This window comes from Stenotrophomonas sp. INTA L402-1 (genome assembly GCF_059295135.1).
In genome coordinates this window covers 24,043-44,697 of record NZ_JCAFWP010000033.1, presented here as the reverse complement: position 1 = coordinate 44,697, position 20,655 = coordinate 24,043, and the positions used below count along the sequence as shown (strand labels likewise).

The 20,655-nt window shown below is 66.8% G+C and carries 20 protein-coding genes; 14 read left to right on the top strand and 6 right to left on the bottom strand.

What is annotated here, in order from left to right; all coding sequences use genetic code 11:
• Positions 1-40 precede the first annotated feature (40 nt).
• From AC5O77_RS17050 to AC5O77_RS17025, 6 genes are all read left to right on the top strand, one after another.
• Entirely contained in the window at positions 41-1,477 is a 1,437-nt protein-coding gene (locus AC5O77_RS17050; RefSeq protein WP_478058084.1) for an SH3 domain-containing protein, read from the top strand.
• A complete protein-coding gene (locus AC5O77_RS17045; protein ID WP_032130035.1) occupies positions 1,478-2,572 on the top strand; it encodes a dipeptide epimerase in 1,095 nt (364 codons plus the stop codon).
• A 406-nt stretch (positions 2,573-2,978) separates the two neighbouring features.
• Positions 2,979-3,827 carry a MurR/RpiR family transcriptional regulator gene (locus AC5O77_RS17040; RefSeq protein WP_107432958.1) on the top strand — a complete coding sequence of 283 codons (849 nt, stop codon included), beginning with the start codon at positions 2,979-2,981 and terminating at the stop codon, positions 3,825-3,827.
• 15 nt (positions 3,828-3,842) lie between these two features.
• Positions 3,843-4,604, top strand: a complete 762-nt coding sequence (locus tag AC5O77_RS17035) for a L,D-transpeptidase family protein (RefSeq protein ID WP_478058085.1) — start codon at positions 3,843-3,845, stop codon at positions 4,602-4,604.
• Positions 4,601-5,896, top strand: coding sequence for an APC family permease (locus AC5O77_RS17030; RefSeq protein WP_201117951.1), 1,296 nt, complete (start codon positions 4,601-4,603; stop codon positions 5,894-5,896). The genes AC5O77_RS17035 and AC5O77_RS17030 overlap by 4 nt, the downstream gene beginning before the upstream one ends.
• Before the next feature lie 141 nt (positions 5,897-6,037).
• A complete protein-coding gene (locus AC5O77_RS17025; protein ID WP_478058086.1) occupies positions 6,038-6,367 on the top strand; it encodes a hypothetical protein in 330 nt (109 codons plus the stop codon).
• Positions 6,368-6,419: 52 nt separating this feature from the next.
• On the opposite strand, the gene yiaA is transcribed toward AC5O77_RS17025, so the two are convergent.
• Positions 6,420-6,875, bottom strand: a complete 456-nt coding sequence (gene yiaA / locus AC5O77_RS17020; protein ID WP_478058087.1) for an inner membrane protein YiaA — start codon at positions 6,873-6,875, stop codon at positions 6,420-6,422.
• Positions 6,876-7,044: 169 nt separating this feature from the next.
• Between yiaA and AC5O77_RS17015 the strand changes: the two genes are divergently transcribed.
• A complete protein-coding gene (locus AC5O77_RS17015; protein WP_478058088.1) occupies positions 7,045-8,211 on the top strand; it encodes a PQQ-dependent sugar dehydrogenase in 1,167 nt (388 codons plus the stop codon).
• Positions 8,212-8,281: 70 nt separating this feature from the next.
• Here AC5O77_RS17015 and AC5O77_RS17010 read toward each other — a convergent pair whose 3' ends face one another.
• The 4 genes from AC5O77_RS17010 to folB form a co-directional block, all read right to left on the bottom strand.
• Positions 8,282-8,845: a hypothetical protein gene (locus tag AC5O77_RS17010; protein ID WP_478058089.1), complete on the bottom strand. Its 564-nt coding sequence runs from the start codon at positions 8,843-8,845 to the stop codon at positions 8,282-8,284.
• Positions 8,846-8,976: 131 nt separating this feature from the next.
• Positions 8,977-11,151, bottom strand: coding sequence for a glycoside hydrolase family 3 N-terminal domain-containing protein (locus AC5O77_RS17005; RefSeq protein WP_478058090.1), 2,175 nt, complete (start codon positions 11,149-11,151; stop codon positions 8,977-8,979).
• 128 nt (positions 11,152-11,279) lie between these two features.
• Positions 11,280-12,551: a mechanosensitive ion channel family protein gene (locus AC5O77_RS17000; RefSeq protein ID WP_478058091.1), complete on the bottom strand. Its 1,272-nt coding sequence runs from the start codon at positions 12,549-12,551 to the stop codon at positions 11,280-11,282.
• Positions 12,552-12,613: 62 nt separating this feature from the next.
• Entirely contained in the window at positions 12,614-12,967 is a 354-nt protein-coding gene (gene folB, locus AC5O77_RS16995) for a dihydroneopterin aldolase (protein WP_025878255.1), read from the bottom strand.
• Between the two features lie 516 nt (positions 12,968-13,483).
• Here folB and AC5O77_RS16990 point away from each other — a divergent pair.
• Positions 13,484-14,137: a hypothetical protein gene (locus tag AC5O77_RS16990; RefSeq protein ID WP_032130383.1), complete on the top strand. Its 654-nt coding sequence runs from the start codon at positions 13,484-13,486 to the stop codon at positions 14,135-14,137.
• A 41-nt stretch (positions 14,138-14,178) separates the two neighbouring features.
• On the opposite strand, the gene tsaD is transcribed toward AC5O77_RS16990, so the two are convergent.
• A complete protein-coding gene (tsaD, locus tag AC5O77_RS16985) occupies positions 14,179-15,204 on the bottom strand; it encodes a tRNA (adenosine(37)-N6)-threonylcarbamoyltransferase complex transferase subunit TsaD (protein ID WP_049421188.1) in 1,026 nt (341 codons plus the stop codon).
• A gap of 166 nt (positions 15,205-15,370) precedes the next feature.
• Here tsaD and rpsU point away from each other — a divergent pair, with 166 nt between their 5' ends.
• From rpsU to AC5O77_RS16955, 6 genes are all read left to right on the top strand, one after another.
• Complete coding sequence (rpsU, locus tag AC5O77_RS16980; protein ID WP_002808376.1) at positions 15,371-15,586, top strand: 30S ribosomal protein S21; 216 nt, start codon at positions 15,371-15,373, stop codon at positions 15,584-15,586.
• Positions 15,587-15,719: 133 nt separating this feature from the next.
• Positions 15,720-16,163, top strand: a complete 444-nt coding sequence (locus AC5O77_RS16975) for a GatB/YqeY domain-containing protein (RefSeq protein ID WP_004153909.1) — start codon at positions 15,720-15,722, stop codon at positions 16,161-16,163.
• Positions 16,164-16,266: 103 nt separating this feature from the next.
• Positions 16,267-17,211: a YihY/virulence factor BrkB family protein gene (locus AC5O77_RS16970; RefSeq protein WP_050509858.1), complete on the top strand. Its 945-nt coding sequence runs from the start codon at positions 16,267-16,269 to the stop codon at positions 17,209-17,211.
• Between the two features lie 59 nt (positions 17,212-17,270).
• The gene (dnaG, locus tag AC5O77_RS16965; RefSeq protein WP_012509841.1) at positions 17,271-19,010 is read left to right on the top strand and encodes a DNA primase; all 1,740 of its coding nucleotides are present in this window, start codon (positions 17,271-17,273) and stop codon (positions 19,008-19,010) included.
• Positions 19,011-19,038: 28 nt separating this feature from the next.
• A complete protein-coding gene (locus tag AC5O77_RS16960) occupies positions 19,039-19,539 on the top strand; it encodes a protein tyrosine phosphatase family protein (protein WP_478058094.1) in 501 nt (166 codons plus the stop codon).
• Between the two features lie 28 nt (positions 19,540-19,567).
• Positions 19,568-20,539: a bile acid:sodium symporter family protein gene (locus AC5O77_RS16955; RefSeq protein WP_478058095.1), complete on the top strand. Its 972-nt coding sequence runs from the start codon at positions 19,568-19,570 to the stop codon at positions 20,537-20,539.
• The last annotated feature ends 116 nt before the right edge of the window (positions 20,540-20,655 follow it).

The following is a 20,655-nucleotide window of genomic DNA, read 5'->3' as shown; positions in this document are numbered from 1 at the left end:
ATAAATATTCCTAAAGGCATTCGAGGAGGGTGTGCAGCGCATGATCCTGGCTTCCCGCGAACCGCGCCGGCACTGGCCGCGCCGGTTGACCCTGGCCCTGTGCCTGCTGGCCGCACCGGCCTTCGCACTCGCTTCCCCGACGCCTGATCCCGGCGCGCCGCTGCCCTATGTGATCGGCCTGCACGAGGCCTACCTCACCCCCCAGTACTGGGCCGCGCGCCTGGACAACGCCGATGTGCCGATCCTGGACCGCAGCCAGATCGAGGCACAGAACGCACGGATGCGGTCACAGGACAGCCACATCCAGGACATCGCCGCACTGCCCGCGCAGCTTGATGCGGCGGCGGTGCGCGCCAGCATCACCTCGCTGTCGAGCTGGCCCACCCGCACTCTGTACAACGACAAGGGCCAGGCCATTGCGCCGGCACTGCGCAGCGCGACCGAAGCCAATCTGGGCCTGCAGTCCATTCCCGCGCAGACGACACCGCAATATGGGCTGGTGGTGAAGCGCGCGGCGCTGCGCACCTTCCCCACCCGCCAACGCGTCTTCAGCAGCGTCGGCGACGCCGACATCGATCGCTTCCAGGAGTCGGCGCTGTTCCCCGGCGACAAGGTTGCCGTGGTCCATCGCAGTGCCGACGGCCGCTGGTTGTTCGTGCACAGCGAACGCTACAGCGCATGGATCGAGGCCGATGCGATCGCCAGCGGCGACAAGGCCACGGTGCTCGGCTACGGCGCGAAGGGACCGTACCGGATCATCACCGGCGCCACCGCGCAGACTGCCTACACCCCGGAAGAACCACGCGTCTCGCGCCTGCAGCTGGACATGGGCGTGCGGCTGCCGGTGCTGGCCGACTGGCCGGCGTCAGAGCCGGTGAACGGCCAGCAGGCGCACGCCGCGTGGGTGGTTCAGCTGCCGGTACGCGAGGCCGATGGCCGGTTGAAACTGGTACCGGCGCTGCTGCCGCGCTCGCAGGACACCGCCGCCGACTACCTGCCGCTGACCCCACGCCTGCTGCTGCAGCAGGCCTTCAAGTTCCTCGGCGAGCGCTACGGTTGGGGCCACGACTACGACACCCGCGACTGCAGCGGTTTCGTTTCCGAGATCTACCGCAGCTTCGGCGTGCTCCTACCGCGCAATACCAGCGCGCAGGCGGTCAGCCCGGCGCTGGACCGCGTGCCATTCACCGGCAAGGACGGCAAGGCCGTGCGCGACCGCGCCGTCACCGATCTGCAGGTGGGCGATCTGGTCTACATCCCCGGCCACGTGATGATGGCCATCGGCCACGTCGACGGCCGCACCTGGGTGATCCACGATACGGCGGGCGGCAGCTGGTTCGGTGCTGACGGCAAGCGTGTGCAGGCCCATCTCAATGGTGTTTCGGTCACCCCGCTGGAGCCGATGATGGCCAGCGACAGCGTCCGCTACATCGACCGCATCACCAACATCCAACGCCTGCGTGCCAAGACCCCCTGAATGAAGATCACTGCCATCGAACTGGGCATGCTGCGCGTGCCGCTTAAAACACCGTTCAAGACCGCCCTGCGCACGGTGGAAACCGTGGAAGACGTAGTGGTGCTGATCCGCACCGACACCGGCCACACCGGCTACGGCGAAGCGCCGGCCACCGCGGTGATCACCGGTGATACCCACGGCTCGATCATCGAAGCGATCCGACACTTCATCGCGCCGCGCCTGATCGGCCAAGACGTGGCCAACCTCAATCGCCTATGCGGTCTGGTGCAGACCGCGATGGAGCGCAACACCAGCGCCAAGGCGGCGGTGGAGATCGCGCTGTACGACCTGTGGGCACAGCTGCATGGCGCGCCGCTGTACCAGATGCTGGGCGGCGGCGACCCGGTGATCACCACTGACATCACCATCAGCGTGGACTACATCGACAAGATGGTGGCCGACTCGCTGTCAGCGATCGAGCGCGGCTTCGAGTCGCTGAAGATCAAGGTCGGCAAGGACATCGGTCTGGACATCGAACGGGTCAAGGCAATCCACGCCGCCGTGGAAGGCCGCGCCCTGCTTCGGCTGGATGCCAACCAGGGCTGGACCGCCAAGCAGGCGGTGCATGCCATGCGCACGCTGGAGGAAGCGGGCGTGGTGCTCGAGCTGCTGGAGCAGCCGGTGAAGGCCGCCGACATCAGTGGCCTGAAGTACGTGACCGACCGCGTCAACACGCCGGTGATGGCCGACGAAAGCGTGTTCAGCCCGAGCCAGGTGATGGACCTGATCCAGCAGCGCGCAGCCGACATCATCAACATCAAGCTGATGAAGACCGGCGGCCTGTCCAACGCGATCCGCATCGCCGACATCGCCGGTATCTACGGTGTGCCCTGCATGATCGGCTGCATGATCGAGTCCAGCATCAGCGTGGCCGCGGCGGTGCACCTGGCGGTGGCCAAGAGCGATGTGATCACCAAGGTCGACCTCGACGGCCCCTCGCTGGGCCAGTTCGACCCGGTCAGTGGCGGCGTGCACTTCAACGAATCGGAGATCAGCATCAGCGACGTGCCGGGGCTGGGCATCACCGAAGTGCGTGGGCTGGAGATGCTGGGTTGATCTCTGCCTTGCGGCTGGCCTGGCGTACAACTGACTTTGGGTCGGGCGTTACTTTTCTTTTCGCGAAAAGAAAAGTAACCAAAAGAAACGCTCCGCCAGCCGCGAGCCGACGTGCTGCGCACGTCGGTGCCCTGCGCTCCTCGGTCCGTCGAGGGACGGCGCGGAACTCGCTGCGCTCAGACACCCGCGCCTCTTCGCCCTCGCCGGACCTGCGGTGCTCGGCTCGCTACAAGGCGGACTCAACGTCCAAAGCAACAGCTGCACCCAGTAAATCCATGCCATGCGTGGATGCTCCTGCTTCTGCTCTACCCCGTACCCCCCTCGCGTCTGGCACCCGCCCGGCCCATTCCATGACACGCTCTACGCTGCCAACCGCAATGCGCCTACACATGCCCGGACTCCCCGCATGCCGCCCCTGCTGAAGATCCGTTCCGAGCGCGGGCAGATGTCGGCCATCGAGCGTCGCATCGCCGACTTCATTCTCGACAACGCCCACCTGCTGCGCGACTACTCGTCCCAACAGCTGGCCAGCGCGCTGGGCATCAGCCAGTCCAGCGTGGTGAAGTTCAGCCAGAAGCTCGGCTTCAAGGGCTACCCGGACCTGAAGTACTCGATCGGCCAGGATGTGGCTCGCGCCGGTGCCGACCCGCAGCAGGCGCCCAGCGAACCCGACAGCGGCGATGACTACCTGCGATTGGGCGAGGCCCTGCGCCGCAGCAAGGCACAAGCCGAAGAGGAAACCCGCCAGGCCAACCCGCGCGGGGAAATCGAGCGCATCGTGCAGCTGCTCGACGGCGCGCCGAAGCTGTTCGTGTACGGCCTGGGTGACGACGGCCTGTACGCGCGTGAGTTCGCCATGCGATTGTCGCTGCTCGGCCTGCTGGTGGTGCCGCATACCGACCCGATCCTGATGCTGGCCAACCTGTCGGCCGCGCGCCCCGGTGATGCACTGCTGGTGTTCTCCGAGTTCGGCAACCTGCCCCAGCTTTCGCAGCTGTCGCGCCAGTTCCAGGACATGGGTGGCAAGGTGATTTCCATCACCCGCCACACCGCCAACCCGCTGCGCGCGCATGCTGATGCAACGCTGGTGGTGTGTGCGCACGACCGCACGCCGCAGGTCGCGCAGCTGCTGTACCGTAGCGCCATGCACGCGCTGCTCGATTTCCTGTTCGTGCTGCTCTGCCACGCCAATCCGGACCGCCAGCAGCAGCTCGCGGTGAACCTGGAGCGGATCGACCACCTGCTGGATTCCTGACCGGAGCGCACGTTGATGAAATCGCTGGTCCGCCTTGCCACCATTGCCGTGCTGCTTTCTGCAGCGATGTCCGCCCACGCCGCGCCGCTGGATGGCGCGCGCCAGCTGATCGTGGTCACCAGCGAAAGCTGGGACAGCACCGAGGGGCAACTGCAGGCCTATGTGCGCGATGGCAACGGCTGGCATGCGCATGGGCAGGCGTTCCCGGTGGCGCTCGGCCGTACCGGCAGCGCCTGGGGGCTGGGCCTGCATCCGGCGCAGGCCGACGGCCCGCAGAAACAGGAAGGCGATGGCCGCAGCCCGGCCGGCGTGTTCGCGCTGGGCAGCGCGTTCGGCTATGCCGTTACACGCCCCGGCACGGCCATTCCCTACCAGCCGATGCTGGACAGCAGCTACTGCATGGATGTGCCCGGCTCTCCGTTCTACAACCGCATCGTAGATGAAAAGAAGGTCGGCAGTGCAGCGGTCAAGGGCTCCACCGAGCCGATGCGGCTGGACCTGCACAACAAGGGCGACCTGCGCTACCGGGAAGGCTTCGTCATCGCCCACAACCCGGACAACCAGCCCGGCAAGGGCAGCTGCATCTTCGCCCACCTGTGGCGCCAGCCCGGCGAGGCCACGGCTGGCTGCACCGCCATGCCGCAGGCGCGCATGCAGGCCCTGCTGGACTGGTTGCGCCCGCAGGATACGCCGCGCTTCGTGCTGCTGCCGCGCGCCGAGTACAAGCGCCTGCAGGCCCAGTGGCAGCTGCCCGCACTGAGCGGAGACGCCCGTTGAGCGCGCAGGACGAACCGCAGCTGCAGCGCGCGGTCAGCCGCTGGCAGATCGTCGGCCTGTCGATCAACGATGTGATCGGCAGCGGCATCTACCTGCTGCCGGCCGCCACCGTCGCCCTGCTCGGCCCCTTCAGCCTGTGGGGCGTGGTCGCCGCCGGCATCGTCGTTGCCCTGCTGGTGCTGTGCTACGCGCAGGCCGCCAGCTACTTCGATGAACCCGGTGGCAGCTACCTGTATGCCCGTGAGGCGTTCGGGCGATTCGCCGGGTTCGAGATCGGCTGGATGATCTGGTTGACCCGCATCAGCTCGGCGGCCGCATTGAGCAATGCACTGGCCGATGCGGTCGCGCGCTTCTGGCCATGGGCCGGCGCCGGCATGGGCCGCATCGCGGTGATCGTGGTGTCGCTGGGCTTCCTCACCGGCGTCAACATCATCGGCGTGCGCTCGGCCGCGCGCACCGGCGTGGTGCTGGTGATCGGCAAGATGCTGCCGCTGCTGCTGTTCGTGGCCATCGGTGCGTTCTACATCGATCCGCAGCTGGCCTTCTCCGGCCAGCGCCCGGACCCGCATGACCTGCAGCGCATGGGCGAAGCCGCCTTGCTGCTGCTGTACGCCTACGCCGGCTTCGAGAACATTCCGGCGGCCGCCGGCGAGTACCGTAATCCGCGCCGCGATATTCCATTCGCCCTGATCACCATGATCATCACCGTCACCGTCATCTACGGCGCGGTGCAGGTGGTGGCGCAGGGCACGCTGGCCGGCCTGGCCAGCTCGGCCACGCCGCTGGCCGATGCCGCTGCCGGCTTCGGTGGCGAGGCACTGGCACTGATCCTGACCGTCGGCGCCACCATCTCCATCCTCGGCACCAACAGCAACACGATGATGATGGGCCCGCGCTTCCTGTTCGCGCTGGCCCGCGATGGCTACGGCCCGAAGATCCTGGCGCAGGTGCATCCGCGCTTCCATACGCCGGCCGCATCGATCCTGTGCCAGGGCCTGATCGCACTCGGCCTGGCGCTGTCCGGTTCGTTCGTGCAGCTGGCGCTGCTGTCGATGACCACGCGCCTGTTCGCCTACATCGGTACTGCCGCTGCAGTACTGGTGCTGGCCAAGCGCTATGCCGATCGCCCTGGTGCGTTGAAGCTGCCGGGCGGCCCACTGATTCCGGTATTGGCGCTGCTGCTATGTGTTGCCCTGTTCGCCAGTGCGAGCTGGCAGAACATTGCCGCTGCACTGGTCGCGTTTGCCATTGGTGCAGTGATCTACAAACTGCCGCGAAAGCCCGAACTGTAGAGTCGAGCCATGCTCGACTGGGATTTGGGGTGCATGAGTCGAGCATGGCTCGACTCTACAGACTCGCCCTTCACGCTGCCGGACCGGGCCGTTAACCGCCTCGTAGGCACGATCAGGCTTCGTCAACAACGGAGCCCTCCCATGGCCGAATACCAGATCCCCGGCCGCGTGCCGGATGACAGCACGCCGCGTGATGCAATCTCCAACTACTGGCGCGAGCGCTATACCTCTGAACCGTACTATGACGATCAGCTGTTCTTCGACGACTACGAACCGGCCTACCGTATTGGCCACTCGGCCCGCGCGCAGGACATGATCCGCGCCTACGAGGAAGTGGAAGGCGAACTGGAATCACGCTGGGCCAGCGAACGTGGCCGCAGCCGCCTGGACTGGGCGCAGGCACGCAGTGCCGTGCGCCGTGGCTGGGAGGAAGCGCAGCAGGTGGAACCGCGCCTGGCACGCGGCCCCTGACGGACCCGATATGCGGCAACGCCGGGCATGGCCCGGCGCTACCGTTGCTGCATCACTCCTGTTCCGGCAGAGGCGGCACGGCCGTGCTGCGCTTGCTTTCACCGCCACCGGCGGCGATCAGGTCGCGGGTGTTCTTCTGCACGGCCACCGCACCGAACAGCGACAGCGCGTACGCCATGCCGTAGAAGCCCTTCTCGCTCGACGCCAGGGTGGCATTCCACAGGCCAACCAGCAGCAGCATCAGCGCCGACAGCAGCGCGAACCAGCACAGCGCGTAGTACAGGCCACTGACCGGAATGCCCTCGACGCGGTCACGCACGCTCTTCTGCAGCGACACCGCTGCGAACAGGCCAAACAGCAGCAGGGTCAGGTAGTAGCCCTTCTCGTTGAGCGCCATCGTGGCGGCGTTGAACAGGCCGATCAGGTAGGCCGCCGCACCCAGCAGCAGGGCCACCCAGGAGGCGGCAATGAAGGCGGTGGACGGCTTATGGGGCATGGCAGTGTTCATTGCAGATCCTTGGCAGGCAGACGGGCACGCTTTGCCCGGGCGTGCCCACCCTAGACGATCCCGCTGCCGTCGCACAGGGGGGCGCAGGACCTTCGGGCCACGACGGTCACCGCTGCAGTGGTATACAAGGGACAGCCCGGCCATCCGCATCCCCGCCCTGGAGATACCCATGACCCGCATGCCCCTGCTGCTCGCCCTCGGCCTTGTGCCGATCCTCGCCACCTCCGCCTGCAATGCCGCCGATCCGGCTGCCAGCGGCGCGCAGACCGCCACACCGGCCGCTGCCGCCACCGACCAACGCCCATTCACCGCCACCGAGATCAGCCGCTTCGACCAGCCCTGGGCAATGACCTTCCTGCCCGACGGCAGCCTGTTGGTCACCGAAAAGCGCGGCAAGCTGCAGCACCTGGACCTGGCCAGCGGCCAGAAACACGAGATCACCGGCGTTCCGAAAGTCGCCTACGGTGGCCAGGGTGGTTTCGGCGATGTGATCCTGCACCCGCAGTTCGCAAGCAACCACGTGATCTATCTCAGCTACGCCGAGGAAGGCACGCTGGACACCCGCGGCGCTGCCGTCGCACGCGCCACGCTGGCGCTGGATGCCAAGGGTGGCGGTGAGCTGAAGGACCTGAAGGTGATCTGGCGACAGACACCCAAGGTCAGCGGCGAGGGCCACTACGGCCACCGCCTCGCCTTCGGCCCGGACGGCAAGCTGTGGATCAGCTCCAGTGAACGGCAGAAGTTCGATCCGGCACAGGACATGGGCGGCAATCTCGGCAAGATCATCCGCCTCAACGACGATGGCAGCCTGCCGGCCGACAACCCGTTCGCCTCGCAGGGCGGCGTGGCCGCGCAGGTGTGGTCGCTGGGCCACCGCAACATCCTCGGCATGGCCTTCGATGCCAACGGCAAGCTGTGGGCGCACGAGATGGGCCCGGCCGGCGGCGACGAGCTGAACCTGATCGTGCGCGGCGCCAACTACGGCTACCCGATCGTCTCCAACGGCAACCACTACGATGGCCGCCCGATTCCCGACCACGATACCCGCCCGGAGTTCGCCCCCCCGAAGGTGACCTGGACGCCGGTGATCTCGCCGGCCGGCTTCGTCATCTACAGCGGTAACCTGTTCCCGCAGTGGAAGGGCAGCGGCTTCATCGGCGGCCTGTCATCCACCTCGCTGGTGCGTGTGGCCTTCGATGGCGACAGCGCGCGCGAAGCCGAACGCTTCAACATGGGCGAACGCATCCGTGAAGTGGAACAGGGCCCGGATGGCGCACTGTGGCTGCTGGAAGACGGCAACAAGGCGCGCCTGCTGAAGCTCACCCCGAAAACCTGACAGGATGGTAGTGCCGGCCGCTGGCCGGCACGTTTTCCCGCAACGGCCCCACACGCGGGGCCGTCTGCGTTCATTGAATGGTGATGACCTTCACCTCGGTCTTCGTGCAAGCCTGGTCCAGGCACTGCCCGTTCAGCCACACCTGGCCATCGCCGATCATCACGCCCTGCTGGTTGACGAACACCTTGCCGAAGTCCTGTTCGGACACCGCCTTGACCACCGCCGGCGTGATGATCTTCTCGTAGCTGCGCTGGAACTCACCGGGGCCGGTGATCTTCTTTCCGTTAGCGATATTCAGCGGGAAGCGCACCTCTTCCACCACCGCAGCGCGATCACCACCGACCACCGCAGTCCTGAAGGCGTTGAACACCTTTTCGTACTGCGCGGCATCGCCGAGCAGCGTCTCGATGCGCGCACGTGCGTCTTGGGTAGGCGCTTCCGCTGCTTGGGTAGGCGCTTCCGCTGCGGGCGCGGCCGGTGCCGAAGCAGCGGATTCAGCGGCAGGTGCCGCAGGCGTTGCCGGGGCACTGGCCTCCATCGGCGGTGGTGCATCCGCCGCAGGCGCGGCCGGCGGTGCCGGCTGCGAACAGGCCGCCAGCAACAGGGCGGGAATCAACACAGCGATCGTGCGCATGCGCGGGCATCCATCGGTTCAAGAACACCGATGGTAGCGCCGCCCCAGTGAGGACAACAAAAAAGGGGACGGAGGGGATTAAGTCGTTAGTGGCACAAACGACTTAATCCCCTCCGTCCCCTTTTTCTCGATCAGGCCTTCAGCAGTTCGAACTGCACAGCTTCGCCTGCCGCCGACGAGGCGCAGACCCACAGGTCGAACTGGCCCGGCTCGGCACGCAGCACGCCGTCGCGGCCGGTGAACGCCAGCTGCTCGCGGGTCAGGGTGAACACCACTTCGGCCGACTCGCCCGGCTGCAGCGCCACCTTGCGGAAGTCCTTCAGTTCGCGCACCGGACGTACGCGGCTGGCCACGCGGTCGTGGATGTACAGCTGCACCACTTCCTCGCCGGCCACGTCGCCGCTGTTGGTCAGCGTGGTGGTGATGGTCAGGCTGTCGTCCCAGCCGAGCTGCGCCGCACTCAGCTGCGGCGCACCGTAGGCGAAGGTGGTGTAGCCGATGCCATGCCCGAACGGGTACAGCGGCTCGTTCGGAATCTCGCGCCAGCGGGCCTTGAACTCCGACATGGTCGGCAGTTCCGGGCGGCCGGTGCGCGGGTGGTTGTAGAAGTACGGCTGCTGGCCGGATACCTGCGGGAAGCTGACCGGCAGGCGGCCGGACGGGCTGTAATCGCCGAACAGCACATCAGCCACCGCGTGGCCGGTCTGCGTGCCCAGGTACCAGGTCACCGCCACGGCCTGTGCATTGCGCACCGCGCCCTGCAGGGCCAGCGCGCGACCATTGCGCAGCAACACCACCAGCGGCTTGCCGGTCATCGCCACCGCTTCGGCCAGCGCCTGCTGTGCCGGCGGCAGGGTGATTTCCACGCGCGACTGCGCTTCACCGCTGTAACGCTGCGGCTCGCCCAGCGCCAGCACCACCACGTCGGCGCGCAGCGCGGCGGCCACGGCCGCTTCGGTGCCACCGGGGATGGCCACTTCCAGTTCGCAGCCCGGCACGATTTCCAGCAGCGCGTCATCGCCGATGGCGGCGCGAACGCCGGTTTCCAGGTCCACGTAGCGCTGCTTGTCGCCGAACAGCGTCCAGCAGCCTTCAATGTTTTCGCGGTCCTGCACGAACGGGCCGATCAGCGCGATCTTCTGCCCGGTCTTCTGCAACGGCAGCACGTTGTCGCGGTTGTTCAGCAGCACGATCGAACGACGCGCCGCATCGCGCGACAGCGCGTCATGTGCGGCAATGTGCGAGGTATCGGCTTCGCGCGCCGGATCCAGCGAACGGTACGGGTCGTCGAACAGGCCGATGGTTTCCTTCAGCCACAGGATGCGGCGCACGCCTTCATCCAGCACCGCCATCGGCACCTCGCCGCTCTCGACCAGGCCCGGCAGGTGCTCGGCGTAGAAGCCGCTCTGCATGCTCAGGTCGAGGCCGGCGGTGAACGCCTTGGCGGTGGCATCGCGGTCGTCGGCGGCATAACCGTGCGCGACCAGTTCCATGTCGGCGGTGTAATCGGAGATCACCACGCCCGGGAACTTCCACTCACCGCGCAGGATGTCGGTCAGCAGTTCGGCGTTGGCGCTGGCCGGCACGCCGTTGATGTCGTTGAACGAGGACATCACGGTGATCGCGCCCGCATCGAAGGCGGCCTTGAACGGCGGCAGGTGCACGTCGCGCAGGGTCTGCGGCGAGATGTCCACCATGTTGTATTCCATGCCGGCCATCACCGCACCGTAGGCGGCGAAGTGCTTGGGCGTGGCCAGCAGCGAATCGGCGGCGCGCAGGTCGCTGCCCTGGAAGCCGCGTACGCGGGCGGCTGCGAATGCACAGCCCAGCACCACGTCCTCACCGGCACCTTCGGCACCACGGCCCCAGCGCTGGTCGCGGGCGATGTCCACCGCCGGCGCATAGGTCCAGTGCAGGCCGGCAGCGGTGGCCTCGACGGCGGTGGCGCGTGCGGTGCGCTCGGCCAGCTCCGGCTCGAAGCTGGCGGCCTCGCCCAGCGGGATCGGGAACACGGTGCGCATGCCGTGGATGACGTCGGCGGCCAGGATCACCGGGATGCCCAGACGGCTCTCTTCGGTGGCGACCTGCTGGATGCGGCGGCCCAGCTCGGCGCCCACGCCATTGAACAGCGAGCCGACCTTGCCCTCGCGCACCTGCTGCAGCACCTGGTCGGCATTGCGCACGTTGGCTTCCGGGTTCACGTCCGGGGCGAACGGGCGGACCATGTCCGCGAAGACACCCAGCTGGCCGACCTTTTCCTCGACGGTCATCTGGGCAATGAGGGATTCGATGCGATCGGAGGCCACCGGCAGTCCTTGATGAAAACGTTTACAAGCCCGGCATTCTAGCGATCCCGGGCGATTTGGCGAGAGGTTTCTTCATTCAGTTTCAGCCACCAGCGGGGTCCGTATGGCCCCGCCAGGGGCACCGCAGCTTACTCCGAGCCGGCCAACTGGCGCTGCCCGGCCATCAACATGGCGTCGCTGGAGGCCTGGAACACGCGCAGGCCGAAGGCCGGCAGGATCGCCAGCAGGTGGTCGAAGATGTCCGACTGCACCGCCTCGTACTCGCCCCAGGCGGTGCTGCGGGTGAAGCAGTACAGCTCCAGCGGCAGGCCCTCGGTGGTCGGCTGCAGCTGCCGCACCAGCAGGGTCATGTCGGTATGGATGCCCGGGTGACTGCGCAGATAGCGCTCCACGTACGCACGGAAGGTGCCCAGGTTGGTCACCCGGCGGCTGTTGACCTCGGCCACGCCCTGCTCGCGCAGGCGCCCGTTCCACTGGCCCAGCTCCTGCTCCTTGGCCTGCAGGTAGTCGCGCAGCAGCGCGAATTCGCCGAGGAAGGCCAGATCACCCTCGTCCAGGAAACCGACGCTGTGCTGGTCCAGGTACAGCGCGCGCTTGATGCGGCGGCCACCGGCCTCCTGCATGCCGCGCCAGTTCTTGAACGACTCGGTCACCAGCTTCTTGGTCGGAATGGTGGTGATGGTCTTGTCGAAGTTCTGCACGGTGACGGTGTGCAGCGCGATATCGATGACGTCACCATCGGCGTTCTGGCTGGGCATTTCGATCCAGTCGCCGATGCGCACACGGCCATCGCCACTGATCTGCACACTGGCCACCAGCGACAGGATGGTGTCCTGGAAGATCAGCATCAGCACCGCCGTGGCCGCGCCCAGGCCGGTCACCAGCGGCCCCAGCTTCACCCCCAGCAGGGTGGCGACGATGGACAGGCCAGCGGCCACGAACACCACGATCTTGACCACCTGCAGGTAGCCCTTGATCGGCTTGTTGCGCGCATCGGGCTTGCGCTCGTACAGGCTGTTGGCCGCGTCCAGCGCATGCGAGAACGCCATCGACACCGTCAGTACGGCCCACACGATGCACAGCTTGATGATGACCTTGACCAGGCCTTCCGGCAGATCCGGGATGAGGGTGATGCCCGAGGCGATCACCTGGCTGGGCACCACGTTGGACAGGCGCGAAATGACCCGCATCAAGTGGCTGCCGCGCCCGGACTCGGCGCCCGGCAGGCGCTGCAGCAGGCGCCGCAGGCCACGCACCAGGATGCGCTTGGTCACCCAGTTGGCCAGGCCCGCTGCGACCAGCAGCGCCGTGATCATCAACGCCAGGTAGGCGCCGGGATAGGGTTCCAGTGTGTTCTGCAGCTTTTCCAGCCACTGTACCGCCACCACCGCGTCCACCATCAGTTGTCTCCTTGCGTTGTCGTTGTTGTTGGGGGTGCCGGCCAGCGGCCGGCACTACCGGATCAGTCCCGCGAGCGCTCGATGATCACGCCCACCGCGCGCGCGCCACGCACCGCGCCCGGCTTGCTCAGTTTCAGACGCAGCCACTTCACGTCGAATTCGTCCAGCACGATCTGTGCGCAGCGCTCGGCCAGGGTTTCCACCAGGCCGAATTCCGACTCGCGCACGAACTGCTCCAGGCGCTTGCTCACCGCCTTGTAGTTCAGGGTATGGGCGATGTCGTCGGAGGCCGCGGGACGACGGTTGTCAAAGCCCATTTCCAGGTCGAACACCAGGTCCTGGCGGATCCGTCGTTCCCAATCGTAGATACCGATCAGGGCGTCGATCGTCAGCCCCTCGATGAAAACCTTGTCCATTGCGCTTAACCAGCCCGAATACAGGGGGCCATGGTAACGGCACGACGGTGAGCCTGCCCGGAACGGGCGGTGGGTGGCCGGCAGGAATGCGGCACTGGGAAAAACAAAGAGCCCCGCTAGCAGGGCCCTCTGGTACTACCGCTTGTCCCCGGGGGGAGCTGTTGAACAGCCGCGAGTCCCGGTGGCGCAGGCGTCGAAATTGAAGCGGGTGAGGTCTGCGGATCAAGAGGCGATTCCGACTATGCCCGCATTTCCAAAAAAACAAAGGGCCCTGCTAGCGGGGCCCTTTGGTACCTCTCAACGTCCTCGGGGGGAGCTGGAATCCAGCCGCGAGTCCCGAAGCACACGATGCAGATCATGACGTTCATTCCCTCGACGGTCCAGAGTCAATCGCGACATGCTGGAGGAAGCCAATGGCAATACAGGAATTCTGCTGCCTGACGCGGCGGCATTGCCCGATATCACGCCAGCGGCAACCAGCGCAGGCTGATGATCCGCCATGTGGTCCCGCATTTGATGAGAGAGCAACGAATCCTGCAGGCAGCGCTGTCACGCCCACGGTGGGCGACGTACAAACGTATCGCGGACCGGCACTCTTTGGATGCCGCCTCGCTTTACGTATGGAACATGCAGATGTGCGGCGCGCTGCTATCCCCCCTGCACGTCTGTGAAATCGTAATCCGCAACGCGGTGGCCGCGGCGCTGGCGCATGCCTTTGGGCCGCGCTGGCCCTGGCATCCTGCACTGCTGCAGCGGATGCCAGCAGATGGCGCGTTGTCGGCCTTGCAGGATCTCCATAGACAGGCTGGCCGTCGGATGGACACTCAGGAGATCATCGCCAGCCTTCGCTTCGCGTTCTGGCAGCAGCTTTTCACGCGGCGCTTCGAGGGAGCCATCTGGACGCGGGGCTTGAAGATTGCGTTGCCGAACGCGCCACAGAATGCTCTCAGCGTCGTCCGCACGAGCATCCACGCAGACATCGGACGCATCCGCCTCCTGCGCAATCGGATCGCCCACCACGAACCCATCCTGGAACGCGACATCGGTGCCGACCTGGCGGCGATCGGGCGGCTGATCCATGCGCGCTGCCCGCATACGCTGGGCTGGTTGCAACGCCATGAGCGGGCAACGACGGTATTGGCGGCGTCGCCGTTGGCAGGGCGTCCGTAATGCGTCCGCCGGGTATGGCCCGGCGCTACCGGTTCCGGGGCTTACACCGCAGGCAGGGTCGCCATGTCCCAGCGCGGGGTGACCTCGACCTTTGGCGGGCTGTGCTGGCCGGCCTGCAGGCGCAGCGCGCCGGCGAAGGCGATCATCGCGCCGTTGTCGGTGCACAGTGCCGGCCGCGGGAAACAGGCCCGTCCGCCGAGGCGCTCGGCCATCTGCTGCAGGCGTGCGCGCAGGCGCTTGTTGGCGCCGACGCCGCCAGCCACCACGATCACGTTGGTGCCGGCCGCTTCCAGCGCGCGCTCGCATTTGATCGACAGAGTCTCGACCACGGCGTCTTCGAAGCCCCGAGCGATGTCGGCGCGGGTCTGTTCGCTCTGGTCGCTGTCGCGCCAGGCCATCAGGACCTGGGTCTTCAGGCCGGAGAAGCTGAAATCCAGCCCCGGGCGGTCGGTCATCGGCCGCGCGAAGCGGTAGACACCCGGCGTGCCCTGCTCGGCCAGCCTGGCCAGCTGCGGGCCGCCCGGATAGGGCAGGCCCATCATCTTGGCGGTCTTGTCGAAGGCCTCGCCGGCCGCATCGTCCAAGGTCTCGCCCAGCAGGCGGTACTGGCCGATCGCGTCCACCGCCACCAGCTGGGTATGGCCACCGGACACCAGCAGTGCCACGAACGGCGCTTCCGGCGGGTCGTCCTCCATCAGCGGGGCCAGCAGGTGGCCTTCCATATGGTGTACGCCCACCGCCGGCACCTCCAGCGCCCAGGCCAGCGACCGCGCCACGCCGGCGCCGACCAGCAGCGCGCCGACCAGGCCGGGACCGGCCGTATAGGCCACGCCGTCGATATCACCTACACCCAGGCCGGCGTCGGCCAGGGTCTGGCGCACCAGCGGCAGCAGCTTGCGGACGTGGTCGCGGCTGGCCAGTTCGGGCACCACACCACCGTATTCGGCGTGCAGGGCGATCTGGCTGTAGACCGCATGGGCGCGCAGGGCCGCGCTGCCGGCCAGGTCGGTGTCATACACCGCCACGCCGGTCTCATCACAGGAAGATTCGATGCCAAGGACTCGCATGCCTGCTATTATGACGCCCCTGCCGCCCCCTCGGGGGACGTGCAGGTCTCACTGCTTTCGAACCTCTGGCCCGTATTCAGGGTTGGCCGCTTGCAGTTTGTCTATTCGCCGCTATAATGTGCGGCTCGCCGGGCGTGACCCGGTTCTACTGTGTCCCGGAGATTCCATGCCCAGCGTCAAAGTCCGCGAGAACGAGCCCTTCGAGTTTGCTCTTCGCCGCTTCAAGCGCACTTGCGAAAAGGCCGGTGTGCTGGCCGAAACCCGCAAGCGCGAGTTCTACGAAAAGCCGACCCAGGAGCGCAAGCGCAAGGCCGCCGCTGCTGTGAAGCGTCAGCTGCGCCGCTCGTCGCGCGACGTTACCAAGCGTCAGCGCCTGTACTGATCGGACGCATCTTCATTGCGATGGGCTTGCCTGTCGCGATGGAGCCGAAGCCGGCACGCGCGAGCGTCGCCGGCTTTTTGCGTTTCCGGGTTCGGGCATCCGCCCCGCCCCACCTACTACCACGAGGTTCCTCATGAGCATGAAGCAGCAGCTCACCGAAGACATGAAGGCCGCCATGAAGGCGGGCGAGAAGCACAAGCTGGGCGTGATCCGCCTGATCAACGCCGCCATCAAGCAGCGCGAAGTGGACGAGCGCATCGAGCTGGATGACACCGCCGTGATCGCCGTGCTCGACAAGATGGTCAAGCAGCGCAAGGACTCGGTCAGCCAGTTCGAAGCCGCCAACCGCGAGGACCTGGCCGAGATCGAGCGCGCCGAGATCGTGGTCATCGAAGCCTACCTGCCGGCCAAGATGGGCGAAGCCGAGATCGTCGCCGCGATCCAGGCCGCCATCGCCGAGACCGGCGCTTCCGGTCCGGCCGACATGGGCAAGCTGATGGGCGCATTGAAGCCCAAGCTCGCTGGCCAGGCCGACATGGGTCTGGTCTCCAAGCTGGTCAAGCAGCAGCTGGCGTAAGCCATTGCCGGGGTCGGATCCCTTTCGCATCGCGGAAGGGCTCTGACCCCATTGATGCACCCGCTTCACCGCACCTTCGACCCCCGGCTGCTACAACATCCCCATGGTCGAGCAATCGCACTCCCCCGCCGACACGCGTCCCCACGGCATTCCCGCACGGCTTCGCCACTACGCTGACCGCCTGCAGGACAGCTTCCCGATGGCCGTCGCCAAGCGCTTCGTCGAAATCGACGTGCTGACCCAAGCCGCTTCGGTCTCCTTCTACGCCCTGCTGTCGATGGCACCGCTGCTGGTGCTGCTGCTGTGGCTGACCGCCTCGCTGTACCCACCGGCACAACAGACGTTGATCAGCCAGATCGGTTCGGTAGCCGGCAGCAGCGTGGCCAGCGTCGCCGACACCGTGCTGCACAACGCCAACAGCCAGCCCAGCGTCGGTTCATTGGCCGGGCTGTGGAGCACGCTGCTGCTGTTCATCGGCGCCACCGCCGTGTTCGCCCAGCTGCAGAACGCGCTGAACCGGATCTTCCACACCAGTGGCCAGCGTCTGGAAGGCATCAAGGCCTGGCTGCGCAAACGCGTGTTCTCATTCGGCGTGGTGCTGGCACTGGGCTTCCTGCTGATCCTGTCGATGACCGCCACCACCGCACTGCAGGTGGTGTTCGCGCAGCTGCCCTCGGTACTGCCGGCGATCGGCTACCTGACCTCGCTGCTGCTGTACACGCTGGCCTTCGCCTTCCTCTACCACTACCTGCCGGACCGCCGCGTGGCCTGGCGCCAGGCCTTCATCGGCGGTGCCATCACCTCGGTGCTGTTCACCCTCGGCCGCTATGGCATCGGCGTCTACATCGCCACGGTGGCCCCGGGCAGCGCCTACGGTTCGATGGGCGCGCTGGTGATCTCGCTGGTCTGGATCTACTACGCCACCGCCGTGTTCTTCGTCGGTGCGTTGATGACCGCGGTGATCGACGAACGGCAGCATGCACGGGCGCAACTGGCCAGGGCCGGGGCCGATGCGGAACAGGCCAGCCCCGGCACCGCCAGCGAGTAAACTAGGGGAACCTGCCGCCCCTGCTGCGCGCCCTGCGGCCGCGCCCCGTTCTGTTGCCCATGGCCCGTATCCCCGACGCTTTCATCGACGATCTGCTCGCCCGCTCCGACATCGTCGAGGTGGTGGGCAGCCGCGTGCCGTTGAAGCGACAGGGCAAGGAATACGCAGCGCGTTGCCCGTTCCATGACGAGCGCTCGGCGTCGTTCACGGTCTCGCCCACCAAGCAGTTCTATCACTGCTTCGGCTGTGGCGCGCACGGCACCGCGATCAGCTTCCTGATGAACTACGACCGCCTCGAATTCCTCGACGCGGTGGATGAACTGGCCAAGCGCGCAGGCATGGAAGTGCCGCGCAGCGAGAATCCGCGCAGCCCCCAGCAGCAGGACGACAGCCGCGAGCTGTACTCGGCGCTTGAGGCGGCCACGAAGTTTTTCCAGAGCAACCTGCAGGGCAGCGACAAGGCCCGCAGCTACCTGGATGGCCGTGGCGTGGATGAAGAGAACCGCGCGCGCTTCCAGATCGGCTACGCACCGGATGGCTACAGCGGCCTGCGCGATGCACTGGGCAAGGACGAGCGGCGGATGAAGCTGCTCGACCGCGCCGGCCTGTTCTCCAAGAACGATCGCGGTCACGTCTACGACAAGTTCCGCGACCGGGTGATGTTCCCGATCTTCGACCGCCGTGGCCGGGTGATCGCTTTCGGTGGCCGCGTGTTCGAGAAGGACGACGGCCCCAAGTACCTCAACTCGCCCGAGACCGCGCTGTTCCACAAAGGCCGCGAGCTGTATGGCCTGTGGCAGGTGCGCCAGGCCAACCAGAAGATCGAGCGGCTGATCGTGGTCGAGGGCTACATGGACGTGGTCTCGCTGTTCCAGTTCGGGGTCACCCAGGCGGTGGCGACGCTGGGTACCGCAACCACGCCGGACCATGCCGAGCTGCTGTTCCGCAACGCACCGGATGTGTTCTTCTGCTTCGATGGCGACGCCGCCGGCCGCCGCGCCGGCTGGAAGGCGCTGGAGTCGGTGCTGCCACGCATGAAGGATGGCCGCCAGGCCTTCTTCCTGTTCCTGCCCGATGGCGAAGACCCGGACACCATCGTGCGCAAGGAAGGCGCCGAGGCCTTCAACGAACGCCTGAAGCAAGCCACCCCGCTGTCGCAGTTCTTCTTCGATGAACTGACCCGCGAGATCAACCTGGGCACGCTCGATGGCAAGGCGCGCCTGGCCGAGCGCGCAAAGCCGATGCTGGCGCAGATTCCCGACGGCGCCTTCGGCGACCTGATGAAGCAGCAGCTGGCGCAGCTGACCGGCCTTGGCGGCAATGCCCAGGCCGCGCGCGCACCGATGCCGCAACGCCAGCCCTCGCGAGCGATCCAGCCCGTGGCCAAGCGCAGCCTGGTACGCGGCGCGATCGCCGTACTGCTGCAGCAGCCGTCGCTGGCGCTGACGCTGGGCGGCAAGCACCACTTCCAGGGCCTGCGCCTGCCGGGCGTAGAGCTGCTGCTGGAGCTGCTGGATCTGGTCGAGCAGCGCCCGGACATCAGCACCGGCGCACTGCTGGAGCACTTCGACGGGCGTGAGGAACAGGCGTCACTGCACACGCTGGCCGCGCAGACGATGCCCGGCGACGACGCGATGTGGACCCAGGAACTGCACGATGCCGTGGCCCAGCTGGAGAAACAGCTGCTGGTGCAACGTCTGGAGGAGTTGTTGGCAAAGCAGCGCCAACAGGGTCTGGACGATACTGACAAATACGAACTGCGCGAGCTGCTGAAGGCGCGCGCCGGACTGCGCCTGTAGCGGGCAGAACGTTTTCACGGAGAGGACCATGCTGCTGCGCCTGACCTGCCTGCTGTTGTTGTCGCTCTGCCTGCCGCTGACGGCCCTGGCCGAAGACGCGCCCCTGAACGAAGTCCGCCCCGGCCTGTATGCCGGCGGCCAACCCAGCGCCACACAGCTGCAGGCCCTGGCCGCGCAGGGCGTGCGCACCGTGATCGACCTGCGCCAGCCCGGCGAAGACCGCGGCTTCGATGAAACCCGCGTGGCCGAATCACTGGGCCTGCGCTACGTACGCATTCCGGTGGCCGGCGCCGACGGCCTGGATGCAGCCAACATCCGTGCCGTGCACCAGGCCCTGCAGCAGAGCCAGGGGCCGGTGCTGCTGCACTGCGCCTCCGGCAACCGCGCCGGTGCCGTGCTCGGCCTGGTCAATGCACGCTACGAACACGCCAGCCCCGAACACGCCCTTCAGCTGGGCCAGCGTGCTGGCCTGAAGTCGCTGGAAGCCGCCACCCGCCAGCGCCTGGCCACGCCGGTCACCTCGCCCTGAACCCTCCGCACCAAGGACTCTGCCCACCATGACCCGCTGGTGGTCGCGCCTGCGACCGGACAACTTCACCATCGCCCTGCTGTGCACCGTCGGCCTGGCCTCGCTGCTGCCGATGAAGGGCGCCGCCGCCATCGTGCTCGATGATGTCACCACCGTCGCCATCGCCGCGCTGTTCTTCCTGCATGGCGCGCGCCTGCCGCGCGAGTCGATCATCGGCGGCATGCTGCACTGGCGGCTGCACCTGACCATCCTGGCCTGCACCTTCATCCTGTTCCCGCTGCTGGGGCTGATGTTCAAGCCACTGTCGGGCTGGCTGCTGACCCCGGAGCTGTACCTGGGCGTGCTGTTCCTGTGCACCCTGCCCTCCACCGTGCAGTCGTCCATCGCGTTCACCTCGATGGCGCATGGCAACGTGCCCGCAGCAGTGTGCAGCGCTTCGTTGTCGAGCATCCTCGGCGTATTCCTGACCCCGCTGCTGCTGACCGCGCTGGCCGGCACCTCCGGCGGCATCCACGATCCGCTGCACGCGATCGGCGGCATCATGCTGCAGCTGCTGGTGCCGTTCGTGGCCGGCCACCTGCTGCGGCCGTGGATCGCCGGCTGGGTGGAGAAGCAGCGCGCGCTGCTGCGCTACACCGACCAGGCCACCATCCTGCTGGTGGTGTACTCCGCGTTCGGCGAAGCGGTGACCGAAGGGCTGTGGAGCAAGACACCGCTGCTGTCGCTGCTGGCCGTGGCGGTGGTCGCCGCCGTGCTGCTCGGCATCGCCATGCCATTGATCACCTTCATCGCCCGCCGCCTGCGCTTCAACCGCGAGGACGAGATCGCCATCGTGTTCTGCGGCTCGAAGAAGAGTCTGGCCACCGGCGTGCCGATCGCCAAGGTGTTGTTTGCGGGTGGCAGCCTCGGCGCCATCGTGTTGCCGGTGATGATCTACCACCAGATCCAGCTGATCGTCTGCGGCGTGATCGCGCAGCGGTATGCGAAGCGCGCGCCCTGATTGGGCGCGCGGGTTTTTGTAGAGAGCCCATCCACGCGCTGCGTGGATCTACCAAACCGCGGATGGCGTGAACCCGCAGTAGATCCACGCCATGCGTGGATGACGCATACGCCGCC

Excerpts from the sequence above, each read along its gene's own strand:
- AC5O77_RS17050 (WP_478058084.1), top strand. The coding sequence starts at position 41 with ATGATCCTGGCTTCCCGCGAACCGCGCCGGCACTGGCCGCGCCGGTTG.
- AC5O77_RS17045 (WP_032130035.1), top strand. The coding sequence starts at position 1,478 with ATGAAGATCACTGCCATCGAACTGGGCATGCTGCGCGTGCCGCTTAAA.
- AC5O77_RS17040 (WP_107432958.1), top strand. The coding sequence starts at position 2,979 with ATGCCGCCCCTGCTGAAGATCCGTTCCGAGCGCGGGCAGATGTCGGCC.
- AC5O77_RS17035 (WP_478058085.1), top strand. The coding sequence starts at position 3,843 with ATGAAATCGCTGGTCCGCCTTGCCACCATTGCCGTGCTGCTTTCTGCA.
- AC5O77_RS17025 (WP_478058086.1), top strand. The coding sequence starts at position 6,038 with ATGGCCGAATACCAGATCCCCGGCCGCGTGCCGGATGACAGCACGCCG.
- yiaA (WP_478058087.1), bottom strand. The coding sequence starts at position 6,875 with ATGAACACTGCCATGCCCCATAAGCCGTCCACCGCCTTCATTGCCGCC.
- AC5O77_RS17015 (WP_478058088.1), top strand. The coding sequence starts at position 7,045 with ATGACCCGCATGCCCCTGCTGCTCGCCCTCGGCCTTGTGCCGATCCTC.
- AC5O77_RS17010 (WP_478058089.1), bottom strand. The coding sequence starts at position 8,845 with ATGCGCACGATCGCTGTGTTGATTCCCGCCCTGTTGCTGGCGGCCTGT.
- AC5O77_RS17000 (WP_478058091.1), bottom strand. The coding sequence starts at position 12,551 with ATGGTGGACGCGGTGGTGGCGGTACAGTGGCTGGAAAAGCTGCAGAAC.
- folB (WP_025878255.1), bottom strand. The coding sequence starts at position 12,967 with ATGGACAAGGTTTTCATCGAGGGGCTGACGATCGACGCCCTGATCGGT.
- AC5O77_RS16990 (WP_032130383.1), top strand. The coding sequence starts at position 13,484 with ATGAGAGAGCAACGAATCCTGCAGGCAGCGCTGTCACGCCCACGGTGG.
- tsaD (WP_049421188.1), bottom strand. The coding sequence starts at position 15,204 with ATGCGAGTCCTTGGCATCGAATCTTCCTGTGATGAGACCGGCGTGGCG.
- rpsU (WP_002808376.1), top strand. The coding sequence starts at position 15,371 with ATGCCCAGCGTCAAAGTCCGCGAGAACGAGCCCTTCGAGTTTGCTCTT.
- AC5O77_RS16975 (WP_004153909.1), top strand. The coding sequence starts at position 15,720 with ATGAGCATGAAGCAGCAGCTCACCGAAGACATGAAGGCCGCCATGAAG.
- AC5O77_RS16970 (WP_050509858.1), top strand. The coding sequence starts at position 16,267 with ATGGTCGAGCAATCGCACTCCCCCGCCGACACGCGTCCCCACGGCATT.
- dnaG (WP_012509841.1), top strand. The coding sequence starts at position 17,271 with ATGGCCCGTATCCCCGACGCTTTCATCGACGATCTGCTCGCCCGCTCC.
- AC5O77_RS16960 (WP_478058094.1), top strand. The coding sequence starts at position 19,039 with ATGCTGCTGCGCCTGACCTGCCTGCTGTTGTTGTCGCTCTGCCTGCCG.
- AC5O77_RS16955 (WP_478058095.1), top strand. The coding sequence starts at position 19,568 with ATGACCCGCTGGTGGTCGCGCCTGCGACCGGACAACTTCACCATCGCC.